The 23,471-nt window shown below is 43.7% G+C and carries 21 protein-coding genes; 13 read left to right on the plus strand and 8 right to left on the minus strand.

Going from position 1 to position 23,471, the window contains the following annotated elements:
• Positions 1–270 precede the first annotated feature (270 nt).
• Positions 271–2,511, plus strand: coding sequence for an EAL domain-containing protein (locus tag P4S58_RS06335; protein WP_337163230.1), 2,241 nt, complete (start codon positions 271–273; stop codon positions 2,509–2,511).
• The gene (locus P4S58_RS06340) at positions 2,508–4,427 is read left to right on the plus strand and encodes a sensor histidine kinase (RefSeq protein ID WP_337163231.1); all 1,920 of its coding nucleotides are present in this window, start codon (positions 2,508–2,510) and stop codon (positions 4,425–4,427) included. Before P4S58_RS06335 ends, P4S58_RS06340 begins: the two co-directional genes overlap by 4 nt.
• A gap of 82 nt (positions 4,428–4,509) precedes the next feature.
• Here the strand turns inward: P4S58_RS06340 and P4S58_RS06345 are convergent, their stop codons facing one another.
• Positions 4,510–5,445, minus strand: coding sequence for a DMT family transporter (locus P4S58_RS06345; protein ID WP_269349876.1), 936 nt, complete (start codon positions 5,443–5,445; stop codon positions 4,510–4,512).
• A gap of 386 nt (positions 5,446–5,831) precedes the next feature.
• On the opposite strand from P4S58_RS06345, the gene kduI reads away from it, so the two are divergent.
• The 7 genes from kduI to P4S58_RS06380 all read left to right on the plus strand — a co-directional run bounded on the left by kduI (position 5,832) and on the right by P4S58_RS06380 (position 11,523).
• The gene (gene kduI, locus P4S58_RS06350; RefSeq protein WP_102955410.1) at positions 5,832–6,668 is read left to right on the plus strand and encodes a 5-dehydro-4-deoxy-D-glucuronate isomerase; all 837 of its coding nucleotides are present in this window, start codon (positions 5,832–5,834) and stop codon (positions 6,666–6,668) included.
• A 30-nt stretch (positions 6,669–6,698) separates the two neighbouring features.
• Entirely contained in the window at positions 6,699–7,691 is a 993-nt protein-coding gene (locus P4S58_RS06355) for a TRAP transporter substrate-binding protein (protein ID WP_373279107.1), read from the plus strand.
• Between the two features lie 75 nt (positions 7,692–7,766).
• A complete protein-coding gene (locus P4S58_RS06360) occupies positions 7,767–8,294 on the plus strand; it encodes a TRAP transporter small permease (protein WP_042482693.1) in 528 nt (175 codons plus the stop codon).
• A 9-nt stretch (positions 8,295–8,303) separates the two neighbouring features.
• Complete coding sequence (locus P4S58_RS06365; RefSeq protein ID WP_042482691.1) at positions 8,304–9,611, plus strand: TRAP transporter large permease; 1,308 nt, start codon at positions 8,304–8,306, stop codon at positions 9,609–9,611.
• A 194-nt stretch (positions 9,612–9,805) separates the two neighbouring features.
• Entirely contained in the window at positions 9,806–10,573 is a 768-nt protein-coding gene (locus tag P4S58_RS06370; RefSeq protein ID WP_337163235.1) for an IclR family transcriptional regulator, read from the plus strand.
• Between the two features lie 125 nt (positions 10,574–10,698).
• Positions 10,699–11,136, plus strand: coding sequence for a hypothetical protein (locus P4S58_RS06375; RefSeq protein WP_042482686.1), 438 nt, complete (start codon positions 10,699–10,701; stop codon positions 11,134–11,136).
• A gap of 144 nt (positions 11,137–11,280) precedes the next feature.
• Entirely contained in the window at positions 11,281–11,523 is a 243-nt protein-coding gene (locus P4S58_RS06380) for a hypothetical protein (RefSeq protein WP_042482683.1), read from the plus strand.
• 155 nt (positions 11,524–11,678) lie between these two features.
• On the opposite strand, the gene P4S58_RS06385 is transcribed toward P4S58_RS06380, so the two are convergent.
• The 5 genes from P4S58_RS06385 to P4S58_RS06405 form a co-directional block, all read right to left on the minus strand.
• On the minus strand, positions 11,679–12,305 hold the full coding sequence (locus tag P4S58_RS06385; RefSeq protein WP_042482680.1) for a bifunctional 4-hydroxy-2-oxoglutarate aldolase/2-dehydro-3-deoxy-phosphogluconate aldolase: 627 nt from the start codon (positions 12,303–12,305) through the stop codon (positions 11,679–11,681).
• Between the two features lie 9 nt (positions 12,306–12,314).
• The gene (locus tag P4S58_RS06390; RefSeq protein WP_337163236.1) at positions 12,315–13,244 is read right to left on the minus strand and encodes a sugar kinase; all 930 of its coding nucleotides are present in this window, start codon (positions 13,242–13,244) and stop codon (positions 12,315–12,317) included.
• 211 nt (positions 13,245–13,455) lie between these two features.
• Positions 13,456–14,094, minus strand: a complete 639-nt coding sequence (locus tag P4S58_RS06395; protein WP_102963794.1) for an RpiB/LacA/LacB family sugar-phosphate isomerase — start codon at positions 14,092–14,094, stop codon at positions 13,456–13,458.
• A gap of 210 nt (positions 14,095–14,304) precedes the next feature.
• Positions 14,305–15,066 (minus strand): 2-dehydro-3-deoxy-D-gluconate 5-dehydrogenase KduD, encoded by a 762-nt coding sequence (gene kduD, locus P4S58_RS06400; RefSeq protein WP_112404019.1) that lies wholly within the window; start codon positions 15,064–15,066, stop codon positions 14,305–14,307.
• 368 nt (positions 15,067–15,434) lie between these two features.
• Positions 15,435–16,925 carry an alkaline phosphatase gene (locus P4S58_RS06405; RefSeq protein WP_337163238.1) on the minus strand — a complete coding sequence of 497 codons (1,491 nt, stop codon included), beginning with the start codon at positions 16,923–16,925 and terminating at the stop codon, positions 15,435–15,437.
• A 201-nt stretch (positions 16,926–17,126) separates the two neighbouring features.
• Between P4S58_RS06405 and P4S58_RS06410 the strand changes: the two genes are divergently transcribed.
• The gene (locus P4S58_RS06410; protein WP_337163239.1) at positions 17,127–17,672 is read left to right on the plus strand and encodes a DUF3299 domain-containing protein; all 546 of its coding nucleotides are present in this window, start codon (positions 17,127–17,129) and stop codon (positions 17,670–17,672) included.
• 80 nt (positions 17,673–17,752) lie between these two features.
• Here P4S58_RS06410 and puuE read toward each other — a convergent pair whose 3' ends face one another.
• Both puuE and P4S58_RS06420 read right to left on the minus strand, forming a co-directional pair.
• A complete protein-coding gene (gene puuE / locus P4S58_RS06415) occupies positions 17,753–18,682 on the minus strand; it encodes an allantoinase PuuE (RefSeq protein ID WP_337163240.1) in 930 nt (309 codons plus the stop codon).
• 41 nt (positions 18,683–18,723) lie between these two features.
• Positions 18,724–19,386 (minus strand): GntR family transcriptional regulator, encoded by a 663-nt coding sequence (locus P4S58_RS06420; protein ID WP_337163241.1) that lies wholly within the window; start codon positions 19,384–19,386, stop codon positions 18,724–18,726.
• Between the two features lie 299 nt (positions 19,387–19,685).
• On the opposite strand from P4S58_RS06420, the gene P4S58_RS06425 reads away from it, so the two are divergent.
• The 3 genes from P4S58_RS06425 to P4S58_RS06435 are packed head-to-tail and all read left to right on the plus strand — an operon-like array spanning position 19,686 to position 23,471.
• Positions 19,686–20,681 (plus strand): bile acid:sodium symporter family protein, encoded by a 996-nt coding sequence (locus P4S58_RS06425; RefSeq protein WP_042482662.1) that lies wholly within the window; start codon positions 19,686–19,688, stop codon positions 20,679–20,681.
• Between the two features lie 25 nt (positions 20,682–20,706).
• Entirely contained in the window at positions 20,707–21,909 is a 1,203-nt protein-coding gene (locus tag P4S58_RS06430) for an amidase (RefSeq protein ID WP_337163242.1), read from the plus strand.
• Positions 21,906–23,471 carry a gamma-glutamyltransferase family protein gene (locus P4S58_RS06435; protein ID WP_337163243.1) on the plus strand — a complete coding sequence of 522 codons (1,566 nt, stop codon included), beginning with the start codon at positions 21,906–21,908 and terminating at the stop codon, positions 23,469–23,471. The genes P4S58_RS06430 and P4S58_RS06435 overlap by 4 nt, the downstream gene beginning before the upstream one ends.

Raw genomic sequence — 23,471 nt, forward strand, 5'->3', positions numbered from 1 at the left:
AGCATTACCTGAATCCTTTTCTTTACAGTGATAGCTTTGAGTGCGAAGCCATTCTTCACCCTAAAATTTTCCCTTTTATATCAGCGGGATTGTGGTTTGGATAGAACCAGAAAACCCGCTCTGTGTTAAATAAGTGTTACACCTAGCATATGACTATTGATACATATTTAGTCGTAATTACTTGCAGCCTTAAAAAATTGGAACTAGACGTTTATAGATACAGAACTAAGAAACCGCTCACCGGTTCATAAACTAAAGGCTTTAAAAATCATGTCAGATGGTCGCTTCGTCTTTGTAGACGACTCAAGTAGTTCTATGTCTATAAATGCTATTGAGTACGACATGCAACCTAGTTGGAAGGTACTCACGGTTGATGATGATCATGGTTATCAGCAATCACTTATCTATAGCTTGAGTGACTTAGAGGTAAACGGACGTCCGGTTGAAGTCCTTTCCGCTAGTTCAGCGGCAGAAGCCGCTTATGTCTTAACCCAACACAATGATATAGCACTGATTCTGCTTGATGTGGTGATGGAACACGATGATGCCGGTCTTCGTCTTGTAGAAACAATTCGCAATGTTCAGGGCAATTCACTCATACGTATTATTTTGCTTACGGGGCAACCAGGTTTTGCGCCGCGCAAAGATGTTATGTTGCAGTACGATATCAATGAGTACTGGAATAAGTCGGAAGTTGACCATGAAACCTTAAAGTCGATTGCAGCAGCCAATTTCCGCTCTTGGCATTCTATGTATGAACTGGATAAAGCAAGAATGGGGCTTCAATTGGTGGTGGATGCTTCTCGTAATATCGCGAGCAAATACGATACCAATACCTTTATTCAGGTTGTTATCAAAGAGATCGTTGGGTTATTTGGTGGCTTTGGTGAACCTATTCTTTGTGTGTTACGGATGGATAAGGGTAACACTATCGATAGCGCACCCATCGTTGCCTCATATGGAATACCCGACGTTGAACAAGGCGATACTCTGCCAGATAAGCTGAAATTGGAGTTTGAAGAGCTTATTCAAGAGTCTATTGCTCATCAAAACCATAAATTTAGAAGTAATCTATCCGTCCTGTATTTCTCCGGCGACAACCACGGTAGCTATAACTATCTGGTGCTAGCTGAAAGCAAAAAGTGCTTAAGTGACTACCATGTTCGCTTGTTGCAAGTATTTAGTGAAAACATCAGCTCTGGGTTTATGCAAATTGCGCTGGTGAATCAACTCTCCAAATTGGCATATCAAGATGTTGATTTAGACGTGAAGAACCGCAACTGGTTGCTACGTGAACTAGAGATGATTAACCAAGAAGAAATGGCTCAGTTAGAAATGCTGGTGGTAGAGTTGGATGACTACGACACCCACGCTATCTCATTTAATCAACAAGCTCTGATGGCGCTTGTGAACTCTGTTTGCCAGCGCTTAATTGAAACGTTCCATACATCATCTGTGGTTACTCGTGTAGGGTCTGATCGTTTTGCGATTTTGTATAACAAAAGTTTTGCTTTGTCAGACGATGAATTGATCAACCTTTCGAGCGTTTCACACAGCGTAGGGGACTATCAGGTGCGCTGTACGCTGACTTTTGCAAGAGTGGAATTGAGTCAACTGTCGGACTATCCCGCTCAACAAATCCTGCATATGGCTAGGAGCTTACTGTGCTGTGCAAGAGAGAATAAAGTTAAGATCATGGCGTACGAGCCATCTTATCGAGAAAGTCTGATGCGCGATTACCAAATCCTCGGGGACTTAAAAGCAGCAGTAGAAAACGATGAGTTTTATATCGTTTTACAACCGAAGTGCGATCTTAATACAGGGCGTGCTGTGGGTTTGGAAGCGTTGTTACGCTGGAAGAAGCAAGAAACCATGATTCCCCCGAATATTTTTATTCCCATTGCTGAACGCAGTGGTTTGATTAACAAGTTGGATGCGATTGCGGCGAAACTAACGTTTCAAGCACTTCATAGGCTAGAAGACGCGGGTTACAGCCTACCTACCTCAATAAATGCGACGGTGAAAGATCTCACCGATCCTGAATATATCGGTTTACTGCTGGATTTAGTGCGCGGAGAAAACCTGAACCCTGACCTAATTGAAGTGGAAATTACAGAAAGTCAGGCTATGGAATCTTATCTCGAAATTAAGCCTGTTCTTGAACACCTGCATCAGGCAGGTATAAAAATCAGTATTGATGACTTTGGTACAGGGTATTCTTCGCTTTCTCATATTTCTCAACTTGCTGTCGATACAATAAAAATCGATATCTCGTTTGTTCGACATTTGAATGAAGATATGGCGAGCCAACAGGTGGTTGATTTGGTAATGAGCCTTGCGAGCCTGTTTCATTTCACTGTTATTGCTGAAGGCGTTGAGACGGATGTGCAGCGTGATGCTTTGATAGAGAGAGGCTGCACCCTTGGCCAAGGATATTTGTATGCTCGACCTATGGGCGTTGATGAGTTATTGAATTGGCTCAAACAAAACAGATCTGATTGCAGCGAATGAACGTCAATAAATTAGAACAGTCGGCGCGACGAAATATCTTAGTGTTGTTCTTATTTGGTCTGATTATCAGCGGATTGTTGGGTGGTTTGTTGTATCAAAATGACATAAATAATCGCCTAGATTCGGTCGCTGTCGAACAACAACGGAAAATTGCTCAGGCAGAAGTTCTCTGGGGGCAAAAGATTGGCGATATAAGAAATACCATACAGATTCTATTTCGCTCTCCAGCATTTACCTATGCTCTTGCTTCGGACTCTCCATTAAATACTGATTTGATACGTCGGATCTTCATCTCGTTCGTAGAAAGTGTTGATCCTCTCATGCAGGTCCGTTGGCTGGATGAAAATGGAATCGAGAAGGTCAGGGTGGATGTCAAAGATGGAAATATCATCGTAGCTGACAATAATGTGTTGCAAGACAAAAGTAGTCGTTATTACGTCGAGCAAGGTCTGAACGCCGGTGATGGGAAAATATATCTCTCAAATGTTGACCTTAACGTGGAGAACGGCGTGATCGAAGTACCGTTCCGACCTACGATCAGAGCAACGATTAAAACCGGAGCAACTCACGGCCTTCACTCGGGTTTATTAGTTCTTAACTATGACGTCGGTGGCCTGCTTGACGTCATCCGATCCTTTGACTCCGACAGAGTGAACCTGCAGCTCATCGATACCGACGGGTACTGGCTAAAGAATGTAGATCACACATTGGAATGGGGGCGCGATCTAAAAGAGACGACTCACAATATCGCAGTCCATAATCCAGAAGTTTGGTCTCAAATAAACAAGCAAAAGTCCTTGAGTCGTTTCAATCACCCTTTGGGTTTTGCCAGTTACGAGTGCAATAACGTAACGGGCAACCTTTTATCCGAAGATATAGTACGTAGTCCCACGTTATGTTTTGTTGCCACCACATCGGTGTCTGTATTGAATAAGTTGAAGATTGAAGCACTGATACCCTCGCTTGCTCTCTGCGCAACCATTGTTTTGTTTGGTATCTTTATTCTTAGACGAGAATGGGATTTGAAAATGCAATTGATCAAGCTTTATCGTCAGCAAGAGAAAGATAAGAAGAAAATTGAACAGTCTTCTGAGTACAATCGGAACTTATTAAATCAGCAGCAGTTACTACAACATGACCTCGTGGAGTCACGTAAACTCTCGGCATTAGGCATGATGGTGGCAGGGGTTGCCCATGAACTTAATACGCCGATTGGTACTGCAATATTAGCGGCATCACGGCTTAGGGCTGAACATAAGCGATTAACACAAGCGGTTGAGGAAGGGTTGAGCAAAAGTGCGTTAGACCAATATTTAATCTCGACGGAAACAGGCTTGGAGCTCGTGGAAAACAGCCAGAAAAAAGCCGCAACACTCATTCGAAGCTTTAAACGTTTGGCAATAGATAGGGTTAGAGAAGATGTGGTGTCATATCGTTTGGATGTGGTAGTTGGCGATCTGCTTGCCACTTTGTCGCCACGCTTCAAAGAAAGCCAGATTGAATACGACATTCAGGTTGACCCGATTGATATGGTTGGACGACCGGGGAGTGTTTCTCATGTTCTGCAGAACTTACTGGTCAATGCTATGCAGCATGCTTTCAAAAAGGAAATTGGCGGAAAAATCTCGGTGAAGGCACAGCTTTGTGGTAATGGGCGTGATGTTGAAATACTCGTGTCGGATAACGGTAAAGGCATCGATCCTGATGTATTGCCAAATCTTTTTGACCCATTTGTTACCACTAATCGAGCGGAAGGAAATACCGGTCTGGGTATGCATTTTGTCCATCAATGGGTAACCAACTCTTTGAACGGCTCAATTAAAGTGGAATCTGAGCTGTTAAAAGGTACGACTTTTATCATCAAAATGCCTAAACAATGCCAACAAGAACGGCAAGCGAGTGAAGCGAGTAATTAAAAAAAGAGCAGCACCCGCATTCGCCAGTGCTGCTCTTTCGTGTCTTGTTCTGAGGCTGTACTTAGAGGACTGAAGTCGATTATTACGAACTTGGTTTTTTACTCTTTGTCACTAAATAGATACCGCTACACACCAGTATCAGTGCAACCATGTTTTTCCATTCTAAAATCGTTTCGCCCAGAAATATGGAAGACAAACTGCTACCAAAAACAGGGATCAGGAAGTTAAAAATGGTCACCATGCTCACAGGGTTATGTTTTAGCAATACGCTCCACAGCGCAAACGCCGCAGAAGACAAACAAGCTAGATAGATCAGTAGTGACAGGCTGGTAAAATCAAAGTCGCCAGAGTGACCACCGAATAGATACCCCACACAGAATAGCGCCAATCCACCGATAGCTAATTGCCATGCCGTCATAACCATAGCATCAATGCCTTGAGAGATTTTCTTACCGTAAATTGAAGCCGCGGCGAGAATGAACGCTGCAAAAATCACAGAACCTTCTCCCAATAAGCTGAACTGAAAATCGAGCAGTGACTGGTTGAAGTTAACAATGAACACACCTAGAAAACCGACTGTACAGCCAATCGCTTTTCTCTGTGTTAAGCGGTCATTGTGATAGATGAAGTGCGCCAGTAATACGCTAAAGAACGTGCCTGTCGCGTTCAAAATGGACGCTTTTACACCGGTTGCAAACGCCACACCTAGATAGAAGAAGATGTACTGCAAGCTGGTCTGAGTCAGACCCAGTACAACAATCTGACGTACTTTGGTTTTGGTGATGGTTCCAGTGTGACGTCTAAACAATACCGACAGAATAATCAGGAAAATACCCGCCAATAGAAAGCGTTGCCCCGCAAACACCATTTGCGATGCAACATCGTGTGCTTCGATGTTGAGCAGAGCATAGCCGGTTTTAATGGCTGGATAAGCGCTACCCCATAACACAGTACAGAGTATAGCTATGGCATATACGACCATTGGCCGCGAGAAAAAATGGGTTGATTGCGATGGCATATGGCAGGTTACCTAAAGGCTAAAAAAATCAGAAATTCGTTTTTGAAACGACAGTTTGTATTTTTTGAATAATGGATTCTATACCATATTGTGTACTTATTTAACCACTGTTGCATAAAAGATGTTCTTTTCATTTGTTAGTGGCTAATTGCACATCTGTTTGCATATCAATCAATGATTCCTGAGTGGGGGAATCATTTATCTAACTTACTACTAATCAGATTTCTCCCTTATTTGCCTTCATCTATCTGCATTTTGTTTGCGTTAGCTCAAAAAATAACAGGAACAGTGTTTCAAAAGTACCTAAATGATCACAAATCAAATATGAATGAATTTATTCAAATATAAACGAGTGTTAGATTTGCCCCATCTTAAAGGAGGGTGCTATGCACATTAATTACAACAACAATCCAAAAGACGCGAAGTCGTACGATACGGATCGTTTAAGAGAAGAATTCCTAACTGAAGAATTGTTCAAACAAGGTGAAATCACACTTGTGTACAGTCACATCGACCGTGTTGTGGCGATGGGCATCAGTCCTAGTAACGCAGCCCTTAAGCTGGAAGACTTTGTTGATAACAAAGCATTTGGTACTGACTATTTCTTGCAACGCCGCGAACTGGGCATTGTGAACTTAGGTGAGAAAGCGGAAGTTCGTACTCAAAACGGTGTTTACGTGTTAGAACACTTGGATGCGGTTTACCTAGGTAAAGGCGAGCAAGATATTGAATTCCGTGCATTGGAAGGTGATTTCGCAAAACTTTACTGTTTAAGCGCTCCTGCTCATCACACATATCCATCACGCACCATTTTACGTAGTGAAGCTCGCGTTGTTGAGTTGGGTTCATTAGAAACGGCTAACGACCGTGTGATCAATCAATACCTACACCCAGATGTACTTCCTACGTGCCAACTTTGCATGGGCGTAACACATCTGAAACCAGGAAGTGTTTGGAACACTATGCCAGCTCATACTCATGAGCGTCGTATGGAAGCTTACCTCTATTTCAATGTTCAGCCATCTCAAGTGGTATTCCACTTCATGGGTGAACCAACAGAAACGCGTCACATCGTAGTGAGAAACCACCAACTTGTGCTATCGCCAAGCTGGTCAATTCACTCTGGTTGTGGCACGCAAAACTACAGTTTTGTGTGGGGAATGTTGGGTGAGAACCAAACATTCGACGATATGGATTTCGTAGATATGAACGAAATTCGATAATAAGAACCTATTTGTATTTCATGGAGAAACATGATGCTTAAGAAATCTGCCCTAAAATTAGCTGCTATCGCCACTGTTGTAGGTAGCGCACTGAGCTACTCTTCAATTGCGTCAGCAGCAACTGAGATCAAAGCTGCTTTCAACCAATCTGACAAGCACCCACAATACCTAGCGCTTAAAGAGTTTGGTGAGAAGCTAAACAAAGAAACAGATGGTCGTTACAAACTAAACATTTTCCCTAACGAACTATTGGGCGACCAACGTGCAGCACTTGAGCTTGTGCAAAACGGTGCGATTCAAATGGCTGTTGTGGCTAACCCACTGGTTGAAAACTACGACAAAACATTCGCTGTAATCGGTATGCCTTACGTGTACACAGGTTCAGCACACCAAGAGAAAGTATTTACTTCTGGCGTACTCGATAACCTATTTGCATCGACTCAAAAATTCGGTTTTGAAGTACTAACAGCTTACACAGCTGGTGCACGTAGCATGTACACAAAAGGCAACTCTGTAGCAAACGTTGCAGACATGAAAGGTAAGAAAATCCGTGTAATGCAATCTGACACTATGATCAAGATGCTTTCTTGCATGGGTGGTACTGGTGTACCAATGAGTCAAGGTGAAGTTTATACTGCAGTACAACAAGGCGTTCTTGATGGTGCAGAAAACAACGAAATCACTTACGCTGACCTTAAGCAATACGAAGTGGCTCCATACTTCTCTGCGACACGTCACCTAATGGTTCCAGACCTAGTAGTAGCAAGCAGCTACTTCCTATCAACTATGTCTAAAGAAGACCAAGCGACGTTCAAAAAGCTAGCGAAAGAGAGCACAGTAAGCGAATTCGCTCTATGGAATGCTCAAATCGAAACAGCTAAGAAAACAGCGATGGATAAAGGTGCAACGTTCGTAGAAGTTGATATCAAACCTTTCCAAGAGTCTTGTAGCGCTCTACAAAAAGACCTAATCAAGACTCCAGAGCAAAAAGATCTATTCGAAAAAGTTGCAGCGCTGCAATAATTTTCATCGGTAATATGGCCGGGTATTTGCCCGGCCTCATTAGCCTTCGGCCTAGCCATATAAAGGTAAGATGTTATGTTAGACCATACGCCAAGTGGCTTATTTAAAGTTTTTTCTGTCGTTAAGCATTGGTTAGACAAGATTGTTTCTTGGTTTTGTATTTCCATAATCACCTTAATGACCATTCTTGTGACTTATCAAGTTATTGTCCGTTACGTATTCAATGATCCAAGCGCGGTGAGTGAAGTACTTTCTCGCTACCTGTTTATCTGGTTAGTGTTGTTCGGTAGTGCGCTTGTTTTCGGCTTGAAAGAACATATGGCTATCTCTTTTATCAAAGAGAAGTTCTCCCAAAAAACACAAATCATTGTTGAAGCGTTTATCGAACTAGCGATTGTCACTTTCGCTCTATCCATCATGATTTTCGGTGGTTACAGCAGTGCAACGCGCCAAATGTGGCAGTTAGATTCTGCACTACAAATTCCTATGGGAACGATTTACGCAGCGATTCCAATCAGTGGTGCGTTAATGGTTTTCTATTTTATTTACAACGAATTGCAGCTAGTAGAACGCTGGAAGCAATTACGTTCTTCGGCAGAGTAGGAGTGAGTCATGGACTTAGCATTAACAGCTGCCTTAATTATGTTCGCCGGTGTGGTCTTCTTCCTAGTGATTGGCGCACCGATTGCTATCGCAGTAGGTATTTCCTCTTTCGGCGCAATGATGGTTATTCTGCCAACTCAGGGGGCAATGGTAACCTCTGCTCAACGTATGTTCGTAGGCTTAGACTCCTTTGCTCTGCTCGCCATTCCGTTCTTTATTCTTGCTGGTAACATCATGAATAACGGCGGTATAGCAATACGGTTGATTAATTTCTCGAAGATTGTCAGTGGTTTCTTTCCGGGTTCTCTTGCTCAAACTAACGTTGTATCGAACATGCTGTTCGGTTCAATCAGTGGTTCTGGCGTAGCCTCTGCGGCGGCTATTGGCGGCATCATGTCACCAATCCAAGAGAAAGAAGGTTACGACAAGCGTTTCAGTACTGCGGTAAACATCGCGTCAGCACCAACTGGTATGTTGATTCCACCAAGTAACACATTGATCGTCTATGCGACAGTAGCGGGTAGTGTTTCTATCTCTGCATTGTTCATGGGTGGTTACATCCCAGGTATTCTATGGGGTCTAGGTGTAATGCTTGTTGCGGGTGTTATGGCAAAACGCCGTGGTTACATCGCTAAACACCGTATGACGCTAAAAGAGTGCGGTCAAGTAACGGTGGATGCCATCCCAAGTTTGTCTCTGATCATCGTGGTGATTGGCGGTATTTTAGGTGGTGTGTTTACAGCAACAGAAGCTTCGGCCATCGCGGTTGTTTATTCTCTGCTTCTGAGTGCAATGTACCGTTCTTTGGATTTCAGAAGACTGCCAGAAATCTTCTTACAATCAGCAAAAATGACGGCTATTGTTATCTTTATGCTGGCAACATCGTCAATCATGTCTTGGGTAATGGCATTTACACAAATCCCGGGAATGATTGCAGATATGCTATTAGGTTTGACGGATAACCCTATCATCATCCTATTGATCATTAACGTTATCTTGCTGTTTGTGGGTACATTTATGGACCCAACGCCAGCAGTACTGATCTTTACACCTATCTTCCTGCCAATTTGTATGGGCTTAGGTATGGACCCAGTGCAGTTCGGTATCCTATTAGTCTTCAACCTTTCACTAGGTACGATTACACCGCCAGTAGGACCGATTCTGTTTACCGGCTGTAAGGTGAGTGGTATCAGCATCGATTCTGTAATCAAAACATTGCTACCGTTTTTCTTCGTGATTTTTGCGGTACTGATGTTGGTGACTTATATTCCAGCCATCTCAATGACGCTTCCAGAAGCGATGGGTTTGATTAAGTAACTAGTATGATTTATCAAAAACAACCTCAGCTTAGTCTGGGGTTGTTTTCTTTTGGCTCTAAGCGAGTGCGCTTGTTAACAAAGTGAAATTATACCCATGTCAGTTTCAAAATAGCGGGCATCGGTATGAGACAAACAAACTTCATTTCGAGTATTATCGGCTCGTTTTCACGCACATGTATTGAGTAAAAAGTAATGGAATCAGTTAAGAAAACTGAATATAGAGCGCCCGCGCTTGAAAAAGGCTTAGATATTCTTGAACTGCTTGCTCAGCAAGATGAGCCACTCACTAAAAAGCAGATAGCGGAAAGCTTAGATAGAAGTATCAACGAAATCTTTCGCATGTTGTCTGTGCTGGTGGAAAAGCAGTTCATTGAATATGACAGCTACACGTCAACTTATGCGTTAACACTAAAAATGTTTGCGTTATCGAACCAGCATCCACCCATCGCTCAACTTTTGAAGCGCGCTACGCCATTGATGGAAGATATCTGCAACAAAGTAAATCAGTCTTGCCATATGTCGGCATACAGCAATGGTGAGATGACCGTTATCGCGCGCCAAGAGAGCCCGTATAAAATGGGGTTCAGCTTAAGACTGGGTTCTATTATTGATATCTGTTCATCGGGTTCGGGCATTGTTTTCTTGAGCTTCCTGAGTGAAGAAAAACGTCAATCTGTGTTAGACAGACTCGATGCAACACCAGAAGAAAAAGCGCATGCGCTAAGCCATGTAGAAGCAACGAGAGAGCGTGGCTATTACGTGGGTGAAAGTCCGCAAATTATGGGTGTGACTAATATCAGTCTGCCGATTTTTGGCGTGCTGGGTGATGTGTTAGCGACCATCACAATTCCGTATATGACGCTGAACTCGAACACTGTTCACCATCATATTGAAGATTTAGAAAATACCAAACGCGAATTAATTGAGCTAGCGAGCAAGTTGAATCAGAACTTGTCGTAAATGGTACGTTTTTATTCATTTCAAATATAAGCTTTCCCTTTTACAGCTCTGATATAGAGGGTGGCTTGTTTTTAGCTCACTTTACTGGCTGAGTTTAGGGATTATTAATCAAGGAGATTTAACATATGAAAAAGCTAGCAATGTTGACGTTGTTTTCTTTAGCTTTCTTTTCTACTAACACTTTTGCTAGAGACGATATCGGCTCTTATTCAATTGAAACGGCGTTGAATTCAGAAGTCGCTAAAGCGAAATTGGGTACGGACATTAAGTTTTATTTTGGTGAGCAGAAACATCCTAAAGTCCTTTCAGATTTTGGTGAGTTCAAAACCAACAAAAAAACCAACGCTTTTAACAAAACTGATCAGGAAGCCTGTGACTGGGTCTTTTTGTCAGCCATGATTGCATTGAAGGACAGAGCGGTAAAAGAAGGCGGGAATGCTGTCATTGATATCAAATCGAACTATAAGAGCAACCTAACTTCAAGTGAGAAAACCTTCCAATGTGGCGCTGGTACTATGGTTGCGGGCGTAGCTCTAACAGGTAAAGTTGTGAAGCTAAAGTAAGCACAATTATTGGTTAAGGTCGCTTAGTTTTCTTATTTCTAAGGTTACAAGGCAGACATATTCGGCTCAGATGCAACTCAGTCTGTTACTCGCTTTACAAGCGTATGAGTATTTTTTATGTGTGCCTTATTTTAGGGAGAGTATATGAACACTAGATTTTGTGAGCAATGCGGAGAGGAAACAACGCACAAAGAGGTAATGAAACAAAAGCCATCTAAGTACGGGAAATCTAAAAAAGAGCAGTTCAAAGCTTTTCTGGAAGGTTTTTTCAGCGGGTCTGCTGCCTCTTTGCCAGCAGGGGCTTCTTTGGAGTTAACAGACAGGTACATAGTGTGTACTAAGTGTGGCAAACAAACTCTGGAGAATCATGGTGAAGAGTTTCAGTAATTTACCTTCTCAATAGCTTATCGTTTGGATAATCGAAACATATGTTAGCCATTCTGAAAGTTAAATGTCGTTCGGATAAGTATGTATTCATACCCGAACGACATTGATTTCAAAGAGTGAGCTCTTTGATAGCGTTTAATGAGGAAGTTTGCAGATTACTTTGCAATAACGTTCGCTACGTCTTTAACCAGTGCCGCCAGTTCGTCCCATTTTTCGCCATCGATAAGATCGTTTGGCACCATCCAAGTACCACCACAAGCTAAAACGCTTGGGATAGCTAGGTAGTCGTTAACGTTTTTAGGGCTAACGCCGCCAGTTGGCATGAATTTAATTGGGTAAACGGCTGTTAATGCTTTAAGCATGTTAACGCCGCCTGAAGGTTCTGCTGGGAAGAATTTAAGAGTACGTAGACCCATTTCCATTGCTTGTTCTACTAAGCTTGGGCTGTTTACGCCAGGTACGATTGTCGCACCACGTTGTTGGCAGTATTTAACCGTTGTTGGGTTGAAACCTGGGCTTACGATGAAATCAACGCCAGCGTCGATAGCTTCGTCAACTTGCGCAGTTGTCAGAACGGTACCAGCACCGATCAGCATTTCTGGGAAAGCTTCACGCATGTTTTTGATTGCTTGTGCTGCTGCTTCTGTACGGAAAGTCACTTCTGCACATGGAAGACCATTTTCAATCAGAACTTCCGCAAGCTTCACGGCTTTGTTTGCATCTTTAATTGCAATAACAGGAACGACTTTGATTTCAGCAAGTTGTTGGTTTAAATCTTTCATCTTTTTTCCTTAAAGTGTTGGCATAGAGCTAGAGGGAATGATAGCACCACGGTACTGAATAACGGTTCCAGCCACTAAGTGGCCAGCAGAAGCAGACTGTTGTTCGCTGCCTCCAAGAATTCGTTTAGCTAGATAACCCGCACTGAACGAGTCACCGGCTGCTGTTGTATCAATCACGTTAGAGATCTTGTTCGCTGCCACAGTGTACAACTCACCATTCGAAATAACGAAACAGGCGTCGGCACCGCGTTTAACCACGATCTCTTCAACGCCGAAGCCCTGAGTACGCTCGATGGCTTGCTTCTCTTCGCTGTCGCCCCAAAGTAGCATTTCATCGTCGAAAGTGAGGAAAGCAATGTCCGTGATTTTTAGGATCTCAGTGTACACTTTCTTCGCATCTTCAATAGAAGACCACAGAGCAGGACGGAAGTTGTTATCAAAGGCAATCTTGACGCCTTTTGCTCGGCATTTAGTGAGAACTTCGATAAGTGACTTCAGGCAATCTTCAGGAAGAATCGCAACACTGATACCGCTTAGGTAAATCATTTGATGTTCGCAAAGCTGTGCTTCTAAAGCTTCGAGTTGCACATCACGTAGCCAGTATTTTGCTGCCGCATCATTGCGCCAATAAAAGAAACTTCTTTCGCCATCTGCGCGAGTCTGGATGGTATAAATACCCGGTAATTTCTTCTCAGACAGGAAGACCATATCGGTATTCAACCCTTCTTGTTTCCAAGCAGATAGCATTTCAGCACTGAAAGGGTCTTTACCAAGGCCTGTGACGTAAGATGTCGTCACGCCAGCAGACTGAGTAAGACGAGAAAGGTAAACAGCAGTATTTAACGTATCACCACCAAATCCTTGTTCAACTGCACCTTCGTTTTTTCTAAGCTCGACCATGCATTCGCCAATGATCGCCACTTTCTTGATTTGGTTCATAGGAAAACTCCGTATGTATTACATGCATGACTTTTAAGAGGTCATCGCACGTAATGAAACAAGGCGTAAAAATAAAACAACCATTCATATGGTTATATAAAACAGCTGATTTATAAAAAATTATAATATTTCGGCCATATTTAACTGAAAAAAGCCAACCAGAACTGGTTGGCTTCAAATCATCTATTCCCGATAAACGATTTGCATTCGATTAAGCAATAAGAGACTTAACGTAAGCTTCAATTTCTGCGTCTTGGCAGTTATTGAAGAAGCACTCTTGGAATCGAGCACCGCCAACCGCAGTTTTCACTAACTCTTGGTCGATAGAACGCAGAGCTTCAACAATGCTGCCTTTCGCTACTGCCGCTTTAACTTGGCTCAAGATACCAGCGTTACGTTGTTGTGGTTCTGCACGCTCTTTAGGGTAGCCTTCGCCACGTGGGCCCGTGAACGCTTTTTCGAACATGTAACGAACGTTCAGTTCGCCAGCCCAACCGAAGCCTTTCGCGAATGCTAGAGCAATAGCGTTACCGTTGTTGATTTGGTTGAACAGGAAAGCGTCAGATGGCTCTAAGCAGTAACCACAAACCACACCTGGGTGTAGGTTTAGCGACATCATTGCGCCTTGACCAGTACCACAACCTGCCACAACGAAGTCAACCGCTTTAGAGTTAAGAAGGATGCTCGCCATGATGCCTAGGTGGATGTAAGTCAGGTGGTGATCCGCTTCATCGCTCATACCCACGTTGAAAACATCGTGACCAAGAGGGCCCGCAACCGTATTCAGTTCATTAAGAACCATTGCGTTTTTGCCTGCCTGGCTGTTTTCCATCATCAATGCAATTTTCATCAGAATCTCCTGCAACCGTAGTTGCTTAAATTATATAAACTGTTAGCACGCTTCAATGAAGCTCACTAACGTTAACGTAATCAATACTGTTAGTTCTAAACACCGAAATACAATGTTCACAACTAACACTCTTAGCCTCTAACTCTATGATGTTGATAGAGTATAGAGACTAAGAAATCAGATGGGTTTATCTGATAAGGTCAGTCCGAATTAACGTGCTAACCAACCACCGTCAACAGCGATAGTGTAGCCGTTGATGTAGTCTGAAGCTTTAGAAGCGAGGAACACACATGGACCCGCAAGATCTTCTGGCGTACCCCAACGGTCAGCAGGGATGCGCTCAAGGATAGCTTGGTTACGTTCTTCATCAGCACGTAAAGCAGCAGTGTTGTTAGTAGCCATGTAGCCCGGTGCAATCGCGTTCACGTTAATGTTGTGCTTAGCCCATTCGTTCGCCATCAGGCGAGTAATACCCATTACGCCGCTCTTAGAAGCTGTGTATGAAGGAACACGGATACCACCTTGGTAAGAAAGCATAGAAGCGATGTTGATGATCTTGCCGCCGTTGCCTTGAGCCATGAATTGCTTAGCGACTGCTTGAGACATAAAGAATACAGACTTGATGTTGATGTTCATAACGTCGTCCCAGTCTTGCTCTGAGAAGTCGATAGCGTCGTTACGACGGATGATACCTGCGTTGTTTACTAGGATGTCAATGCGGCCACACTCTTCAACAGCGCGGCTAACGATAGAAGGGATGTCGTCCAGTTTCATTAGGTTGGCGCGAATGTCGATGAACTTTTGGCCAGTTGCTTTGATAAGTTCGATGGTTTCAGTTGGTTCAACAATGTTTACACCAACGATGTCACAACCAGCTTGTGCAAGACCTAAAGCCATACCTTGACCTAGACCAGTATCACAACCGGTTACGATTGCAACTTTACCCTTCACATCAAATGAATCAAGAATCATTACTTTTTCCTCAACGTACCTAATTAAATATGAACAGGAACGCCCTGAACATCATGAAAAGGAATATAACAAGAAAAAACTCTTCAACAAATAAAAATGAAAGGGTGTTTCAAAAAATATAGCTGATCTCTAATTTTTGAGGTGAGTTGACTGTTGTTAAAAAATCAAAAATGCATTTTAAAATCAATTTTCGTGAGGGTTTGAGCGCTGTTATTGAGGATTAGGGAGTCTTTTGGTGAGTGTAAGAGAGTTAAAATAGAGGGCTAGTTTCAACCAGCAAGATCTTTTATAAACAAAAAAAGCCACCTTCTTGAGATTAAGAAGGTGGCTTTATACAACTTGCCAGATGAAGAATCAGCGCATTACTTCTACTTCGTTAAACTTAATGCTTCATTCATTACGTGGAAGATGTAGTTTTGCTCAACTGCACCTTGGAACAGGTAAGCCTGAGGACCACGAGCGAAGATAGCAACGTCTTCACCTGAGTGAGTTTCTGAATCAAGTTTGATTAGAGACTGTTGCAGGTAATCAATGTTCATCACTTCTTCAGCAGTTGGGTTAGGGCGATCTGCACCGCCTTTTTCAACCGCACCAGGACCATTACCGTAGCTCAATGTAGTGTAGTTTTTGCCATAAGCATCGACACTCAATTTACCGTTTGATTTAGATAGACCAAGGATTGGATTGCCGCGCTCTGCGTAACCGTTTGAAATCAGAGTGTGCGCATGGTCAGCAGTGACAATGATCAACGTATCTTCAGGGTTTGTTTTATCAAGTGCAGCTTTGACTGCTTCGTCATAAGCAACGGTATCCCAAAGTGCACGAGCTGCGTTACCAGCGTGGTGTGCGTGGTCAATACGACCCGCTTCAACCATGAGTACGTAACCTTCTTTGTTTTGAGAAAGAAGATCAATCGCTTTGGAAGTCATTTCCGCCAATGATGGCTCATTGCCACGGCGATCCGCTTCATACTTCATGTGGCTGCTTTCAAACAGACCGAACACTTTTTTCGCGTCTGCTGGAATGCTTTCGAAACCTTTTTGATCGTAAACATATTGACCATCTGGGTGTTGAGTTTGCCATTTTTCAACGAGGTTTTGACCGTCTTTACGTTTACCTTTTTTACCTTCTGGGTCAACAACATCGACAGGTAGGAATTCACGGCGTCCACCACCGAACACCACATCCATACCTTTACCTTCGTTGAAGCTAATCAACTGCTGAGCGATATCAACACAACCTTGATTCTTGGCGATGTTTGGAAGCGAAGCATCGTTCTCCCAGTTACGATCGGCTGAGTGAGCATAAGCGGTTGCAGGTGTTGCATGAGTGATACGTGCAGTAGACACAACACCTACAGACAGTCCTTTCTCAGCGGCCATTTCCCAAGCTGTTTTTGCTTCGTTGCCTTTTACTGTGTTACAGAAACCACGTTTAACGTTGTCATCAACACTGATGACACCTTGCTTGGTTTTAACACCTGTCACGATTGCAGAGGCAGTACCCGCTGAATCCGGAGTTTGAGCGTTGGTATTGTAGGTTTTAGCCAAAGCCATATTTGGCATGGTTTCCATGTTCAGTTTGTACTCTTCGCCCATTAAACCGCGACGCTGGCCTTCAAAAATACGCGCTGCGGTAATTGTACCTACGCTCATACCGTCACCAACAAATAAGATCACGTTCTTAGCTGGTTTATCGATAGGCATGTTCGCTTTTGCTTTTGCGATATTTTCCTGTGCTTGCTTGAACCACACGTCATCTTTCTGTGGTGCATCGACACCAGTGGTTTGGCTCTGTGTCGAACAGCCAGCTAGTGCTGTCAAAATACCACTGACTAATAGAAGTTTTTTACTTTTCACGGGCATAGGCTCCAATTGTTTTTTCGAATTTCCATGTTGCTCAAAGGCTTAACGGGGTCTAATTACCCAACATATATATGAATAATGCGTTACTAATGGATGAAGTTTTTATTATTGTCATATTACTGTCTTATGCTGCAGGTACTTTTATTAGCAACAATGAATAACGTATCTTTTTGATATCAATAGAAATTACAACTTATGAAACTGACTTTATTAAAACGTTTTGGCCGCATTAGCGCGTTAGGAATATTACTGGCACTTGGTTGTGCTTCTGGTACTTATGCTCAAGAAGACATCAATATCGCAAGTTCAGATGTTATCACTTTGGATTGGTTCGATCTGATCCCAGAAAGTGAACGCAACGCGGCACTACTGCCAAATAAAGCGCCGCTAAATCATGATAGTGATACTCCACCTCAGAATATGGCTGGAGGTTTTCGTGATGACTTAGATGGAAAACAAGTGCGAATTCCGGGCTTTGTCATTCCGTTGGAAGGTGACGATAAAGTGGTAACTGAGCTACTTTTGGTTCCTTATTTTGGCGCTTGTATTCATGTTCCGCCTCCGCCACCGAATCAAATTCTTTACGTAAAATTCGATAAGGGCGTGCCTATTCAGGGACTTTGGGATGTGGTTTACATAGTGGGCAAGTTGAACGTGGAAATGGTTGAGTCTGATTTGGGGCAAGCGGGCTATCTGATTAACGGTGTGACTGTTGAAGCTTATAACGACTCAAGCTCGTAGTATTGGAAGCAAGAAAAACAAGCCGCTGAGAATAAGGTGATGCTCAGCGGCGACAGAGCCTATATACCAATATTTAATGGTTACTTAGGCGGATGGTGCTCGATCCAATGGCGGGCAATTTGTTCGCGGGTTGCAACCCAAACGCCTTCGTGAGATTGCACGTAATCAAGAAACTTCTTCAGTGACATAAACCTGCTTGGTTTGCCTATGATTCGGCAGTGTAAGCCAATCGACATCATTTTTGGCTTATCTTTGCCTTCTTCATATAAGCAATCAAAGTTCTCTTTGAGATACTGAAAAAACTCTTCACCGTGGCTAAATCCGTAGGGCGAGGAAAAACGCATGTCATTGGTATCTAACGTGTATGGAATCACCAGGTGTGGCCGAGTTTCTCCGGGTTTCTGGCTATTGGGTACTTGAGTCCAGAAAGGCAGGTCATCACCGTAGTAGTCTGAGTCATACAAGAGCCCATCCTGTTCTGCGACTAACTCGCGCGTATTTGGTGAATCTCTTCCTGTATACCAGCCAATAGGGCGCTTACCTGTCAGGCGCTCGATGATGTCTAGTGCCTGTTTCATGTGTTTGCGTTCTTTCTTAACGGGCATGTTCTGGTAGTGAATCCACTTTAGCCCGTGGCAGGCGATTTCATGTCCATCTTCCATGATCGCTTTGGTCACTTCTGGATTACGCTCTAATGCGGTGGCCACACCAAAAATGGTTAATGGCAGTTTGCGTTTTTTAAACTCGTTTAGAATGCGCCAAACCCCTGCACGAGAGCCATATTCATACAGTGATTCCATGCTCATATGGCGGGTAGGGTAAGCCTCTGCGCCTGCTATCTCAGACAAGAAAATCTCAGAGTGTGAATCGCCATGCAATACGCAGTTCTCGCCACCTTCTTCATAGTTAAGAACAAACTGAACGGCAATTTTTGCTTTGTTAGGCCAGTTGGCGTCTGGGACATTATCGCGTCCGTAACCGATATAATCGCGAGGATTAAAATCTTTCATTCGAATTCCTTATCTAATCGTCCACGTTTTTATGTTATTTGCTAGGTGAAGAGTTTGCTGAAATCAACATGCGTTTCTTGCTTGTTGGTTAAAGATATAGAGGCCTTGAGCTGTTCCAGATGATGGCGCATCCAATTTTGAGCTTCGCTGATCAAATTTCTATCGAGTAAATCTATTAAGTTCGAATGGTCACCACAGTCGCAATTCACACTTTCGCGAGTACCATAAGCGGCAATAACCAGAGATGAGCGGTAACACAACTGCTCGACAAACTCAGCCAGAACCAAATTGTGACCGACACGTGCAAGCTCATAATGGAACTTAGCGGTAAGTTGAATAGCTTGCGCCATATCGCCGTTATTATTGGCTCGCTTTTCCAGCTCTACCATTGACCGAAACTGTTGTGACAGCTTGTCGTTCCAGTTTTCACTGATTGAGGGGATGAGAAGAGGCTCTAGCATGATTCGGCTATCCCAGACTTCAGAAGCTTCTCTGCGACTAGGGCGGTTAACCTGAGCCCCTTTGTTTGGTTGAATAACGACAAATCGTTCCAACGCTAATCTTTGCAGAACTTTGCGAATACCAGTACGGCTAACGCCAAAAGCTTCAGACAGTTTGTCTTCTGGCAAACGTTCACCTGGTGGAATTTGGTGTTCAACAATGGCCTTTAGCATTTTTTGATAAATGATTTCGTCGTTAGACATGCGGAACTCTCTAATTACGTTTGTATACAAAGCAGTAGTGCAATATGTATACCAAACAGACTTTTATTGTTTTCCGTAAGCACCAGTCAATCTCTCGCTGTCAGCCTTCCAACTTCTTGCACTAAGATGCAGCATTTGTTCGACTCTGGTGCACAAAACTGTGTGTACAATATTCGGTAAGCTAGTGATATGGTAGCTTGTGAGTTTGGCACACTACTTGTATTTATAATTGTATACAATTAATGCGAATAAAAGCTTACATGGGAATGTAGGGAATAATTAAAGAGCAGACACGATATATGAAAGTATTAGAAAAGTTGAAAAAGGAATGGTTTCTTGTTGGCATGGTGGTCGCTATTGCATTGGCAACAGTGAGTTCAGATGTAGGTAAATCTGGAGGATGGATTCACCTAGATCAACTGACGGGCATTGGTGTGGCCATTGTCTTCTTTCTACACGGTTTGGGGCTTTCTCCTCAAGCAATCAAAGCGGGCATGACCAACTGGCGTCTTCACTTGTACATTCAAGCAGCGACCTTTGTTGTTTATCCACTATTGTGGGTCATCTTCGGTGAAGCATTCATGGCGTATATGCCAGCGGCTTTGGCTTTTGGTTTTTGCTATCTGCTGGTGCTACCAAGCACAATTTCTTCTTCTGTTGCGATGACCAGTGTCGGTAAAGGTAACGTTCCGGGCGCGATTTTCAACGCTTCACTTTCAAGCATTATTGGTGTTTTCATCACGCCGTTTCTTATTCAACTGTTTATGGGCGTGGAAGGGGTAGAGCTTGATCTGATGGCTTCCGTTCTTTCAATCGCTAAATTGTTGCTGGTACCAATGATCGTTGGGCAAATCCTTCGTCCATACCTTATTAGCTGGATCGCTAAACACAAAAGTGCAGTAGGCAAAGTTGATAAATACGTCATTCTGGCGATCGTCTATAACGCATTCTGTGATTCAGTAGAGAACGGCATCTGGCATGAATTCTCTATTGGTCTGCTGGCAAGTTCTATTGCTATTTGTTTAGTGGTTCTTCTTTTTATGGTTCATCTCATTCAATGGGGCGCGCGCCGTGTGAATATGAATCTGCCGGATGAAGTGGCGGCGGTGTTCTGCGGAACTAAGAAAACGCTGGCAGCGGGTATCCCTATGGCGAAAGTGATATTTGGAACCGATCCTACACTTGGCATGATCTTGTTGCCTATCATGCTTTACCACCCAATTCAGATTTTCTACTGTGCAATATTAGCGAATCGCTATGCTCGCCAAACAGAAGGTGCAGCAGTAACAAACTAAAACAATTAAAAAGTAAGGAAGCGAAATGACTAAGGATAGTCGAGTCTATTGCTCTCAAGGGCCAGAACAGTTACCTGCCAAAGAACGAGGAAGCCTAAGCGGCACACAGTTTGTATTTAAAGACTTGTTTGATGTTAAAGGCTTTAAAACAGGCGCAGGAAATCCACAATGGTTGGCGACTCATCCCTGTGCGCCAACCACATCTTCATTGATATCAAAGTTGCTGAACAATGGTGCTGAATGTGTCGGCCGTGTACAGACCGACGAATTGGCATACAGCCTAAACGGACAGAACATCCATTACGGTACGCCAGTTAATCCTGTCGCTCCCGATTGTATTCCCGGCGGTTCGTCTAGTGGCAGCGCAGTCACAGTTGCAAACGGCGAATGTGACTTTTCAATCGGAACAGATACCGGAGGATCGGTTCGTGTTCCCGCCAGTTATTGTGGCTTGTTTGGTCTTCGTCCTACACTTGGTTCGCTTGATCTTCACGCTTGTTTTGAACTGTCGAAAAGTTTCGATACCGCAGGCATTTTCAGTCGCGAATTACCATTACTACGCAAAGTTTGGCGTGTGCTGTCTGGGTCAAAATCAGAAAGTCGCAGTGCCACACATCTGTATTTGGACAATCAGTGCGCTCATGTGCTCAGCGAAGAGCGATTAGCTCGCCTGAAACACTGGTGTAAACAAGCTGATATTGAGTTGATATGTGGCGATCTGTTGCATGAGAACGGATGGCAACTGAGTGACCTAAGCTTGCTGTTCAGAACCATTCAAGGTTTTGAGATTATCCAAAAGCTCGGTTTATGGCTTGAGCAGCATGGCGAGAGTTTAGACCCAACCATTTTAGAGAGAGTGAAATGGTCACGTACCATTTCCGAGCAAGATTACTTACAAGCCTTGGATAAGCAAGCGAAGTTCAAAGAACTCATTACTTATCACCTGACTGAATACGCACTGGTTTGGGCGATTCCGACTACACCATCGGGACCACCGGCACTCACTATGTCTGGTGAGGCATTAGCCACTTACCGGATGCAGTTGATGGGGTTAACCAGTATTGCGGGCTTAAGTGGTTTACCGCAATTGCATTTACCCATGCGAGGATTGCAAGAAGGGCCATGCGGCATTTCCGTTATGGGCTTAACGAATCGTGAAGAAGATCTGATTACGACGGGCGAAACGCTGATTCAAGGAGAAAAGCTTGTTCAAGGAGATAGTAAATGAAATATCAAACCGCTTTCACAGCTCCGCATTACAAGGCCGCTCAAGTAGGTCAGAAGATTCTCGACCAAGGTGGAACAGCGAGCGAAGCTATGGTTGCAGCAGCAGCAATGATCGCTGTGCAGTATCCACATATGAACAGCATCGGTGGTGACAGCTTTTGGTTGATCGCCAAAAAAGGCCAAACACCCGTCGCCATCGATGGTTGCGGTTCTGCTGCGTTGGAGGTTGATGTTGAACACTATCGCAGTCAAGGTGAAGAACTTCCGGAATTTGGTGGTGAAGCGGCGATTACCATGGCAGGCACTGTTGCTGCGTGGCAAAAGGCGCTAGAACTGGATTCAACCGATATCAGTTTACACACGCTACTAGAACCAGCCATTGAAGCTGCGCAGCAAGGCGTCGAAGTGACTCAAAGCTTAGTTAATGCCAGCGAAAAAACCTTCGGTAGATTAGCTCAGCTCAAAACGTTCTCTGAACATTTCCTGAAGGAAGGAAAAACACTCACGGTAGGTGACATTGTCACTAATCAGGCGTTAGCCGAAACGCTCAAAACTCTAGCAGAAAACGGGCTGGATGATTTTTATCGTGGCGAAATAGCCAAAAGTGCGGCAGAAGAACTTCAGCAGGCAGGCAGCCCGATTACTTTAAAAGATTTTCATCACCACCAAGCCAAGGTAATGGCACCACTGAGTGTCAATACCTCGAAAGGTAAATTGTACAACTTCGGTGCTCCGACTCAGGGGGTGGCTTCGTTGTTGATTCTGGCGATTTATGATCGTCTCGCTTCACAAGCACAAAGCGACGTTGATCATATTCACCTGTTAGTGGAAGCAACCAAGCAAGCCTTCATCATTCGCGATAAAGAAGTATGTGATGAAGAGTATCTGACTCAGCCTTTGCAAGAGTGGCTCAATGAATCAGTGATTGATCGCTGCGCTGAGCAAGTGTCTATGGAACAGGCGCTACCTTGGCCACACCAAGCGCAACCGGGAGACACCATCTGGATGGGGGCTACCGATCAGTACGGCACTATGGTGAGCTTCATTCAAAGTATTTACTGGGAGTTCGGCTCAGGTCTTGTGCTGCCAAGTACCGGCATATTGTGGAATATCCGTTCGAAAAGCTTCTCTTTGGATGCCAAACATCACAACGTGCTGGCGGGTGGTAAGAAGCCATTCCACACATTAAACCCAGCTTACGCAGAGTTAGGTGATGACCGCCGTATGGTTTACGGCACTATGGGAGGCGAAGGCCAACCACAAACACAGGCATGTTTGTTTAGCCGTTATCACTATCAAGGCTATGAATTGGATGAAGCGGTAGCACTGCCAAGATGGTTGTTGGGTCGTACATGGGGTGATCCAACCAACAACTTACGTCTAGAAGAGTCTTTGTATCACCAGTACGGAGAACAATTTAAACAAAGAGGCCACGATGTTACTTACGTGGCTGATAACAATGAATTAATGGGACACGCTGGCGCAATCATTATTGATTCGCATGGAAAAGCCTTGGCGACCAGTGATCCTCGTAGCGATGGAACTTATTTACTTGGAGAATAA

Source organism: Vibrio sp. Hal054, assembly GCF_037162405.1.
Classification (GTDB): domain Bacteria; phylum Pseudomonadota; class Gammaproteobacteria; order Enterobacterales; family Vibrionaceae; genus Vibrio; species Vibrio diazotrophicus.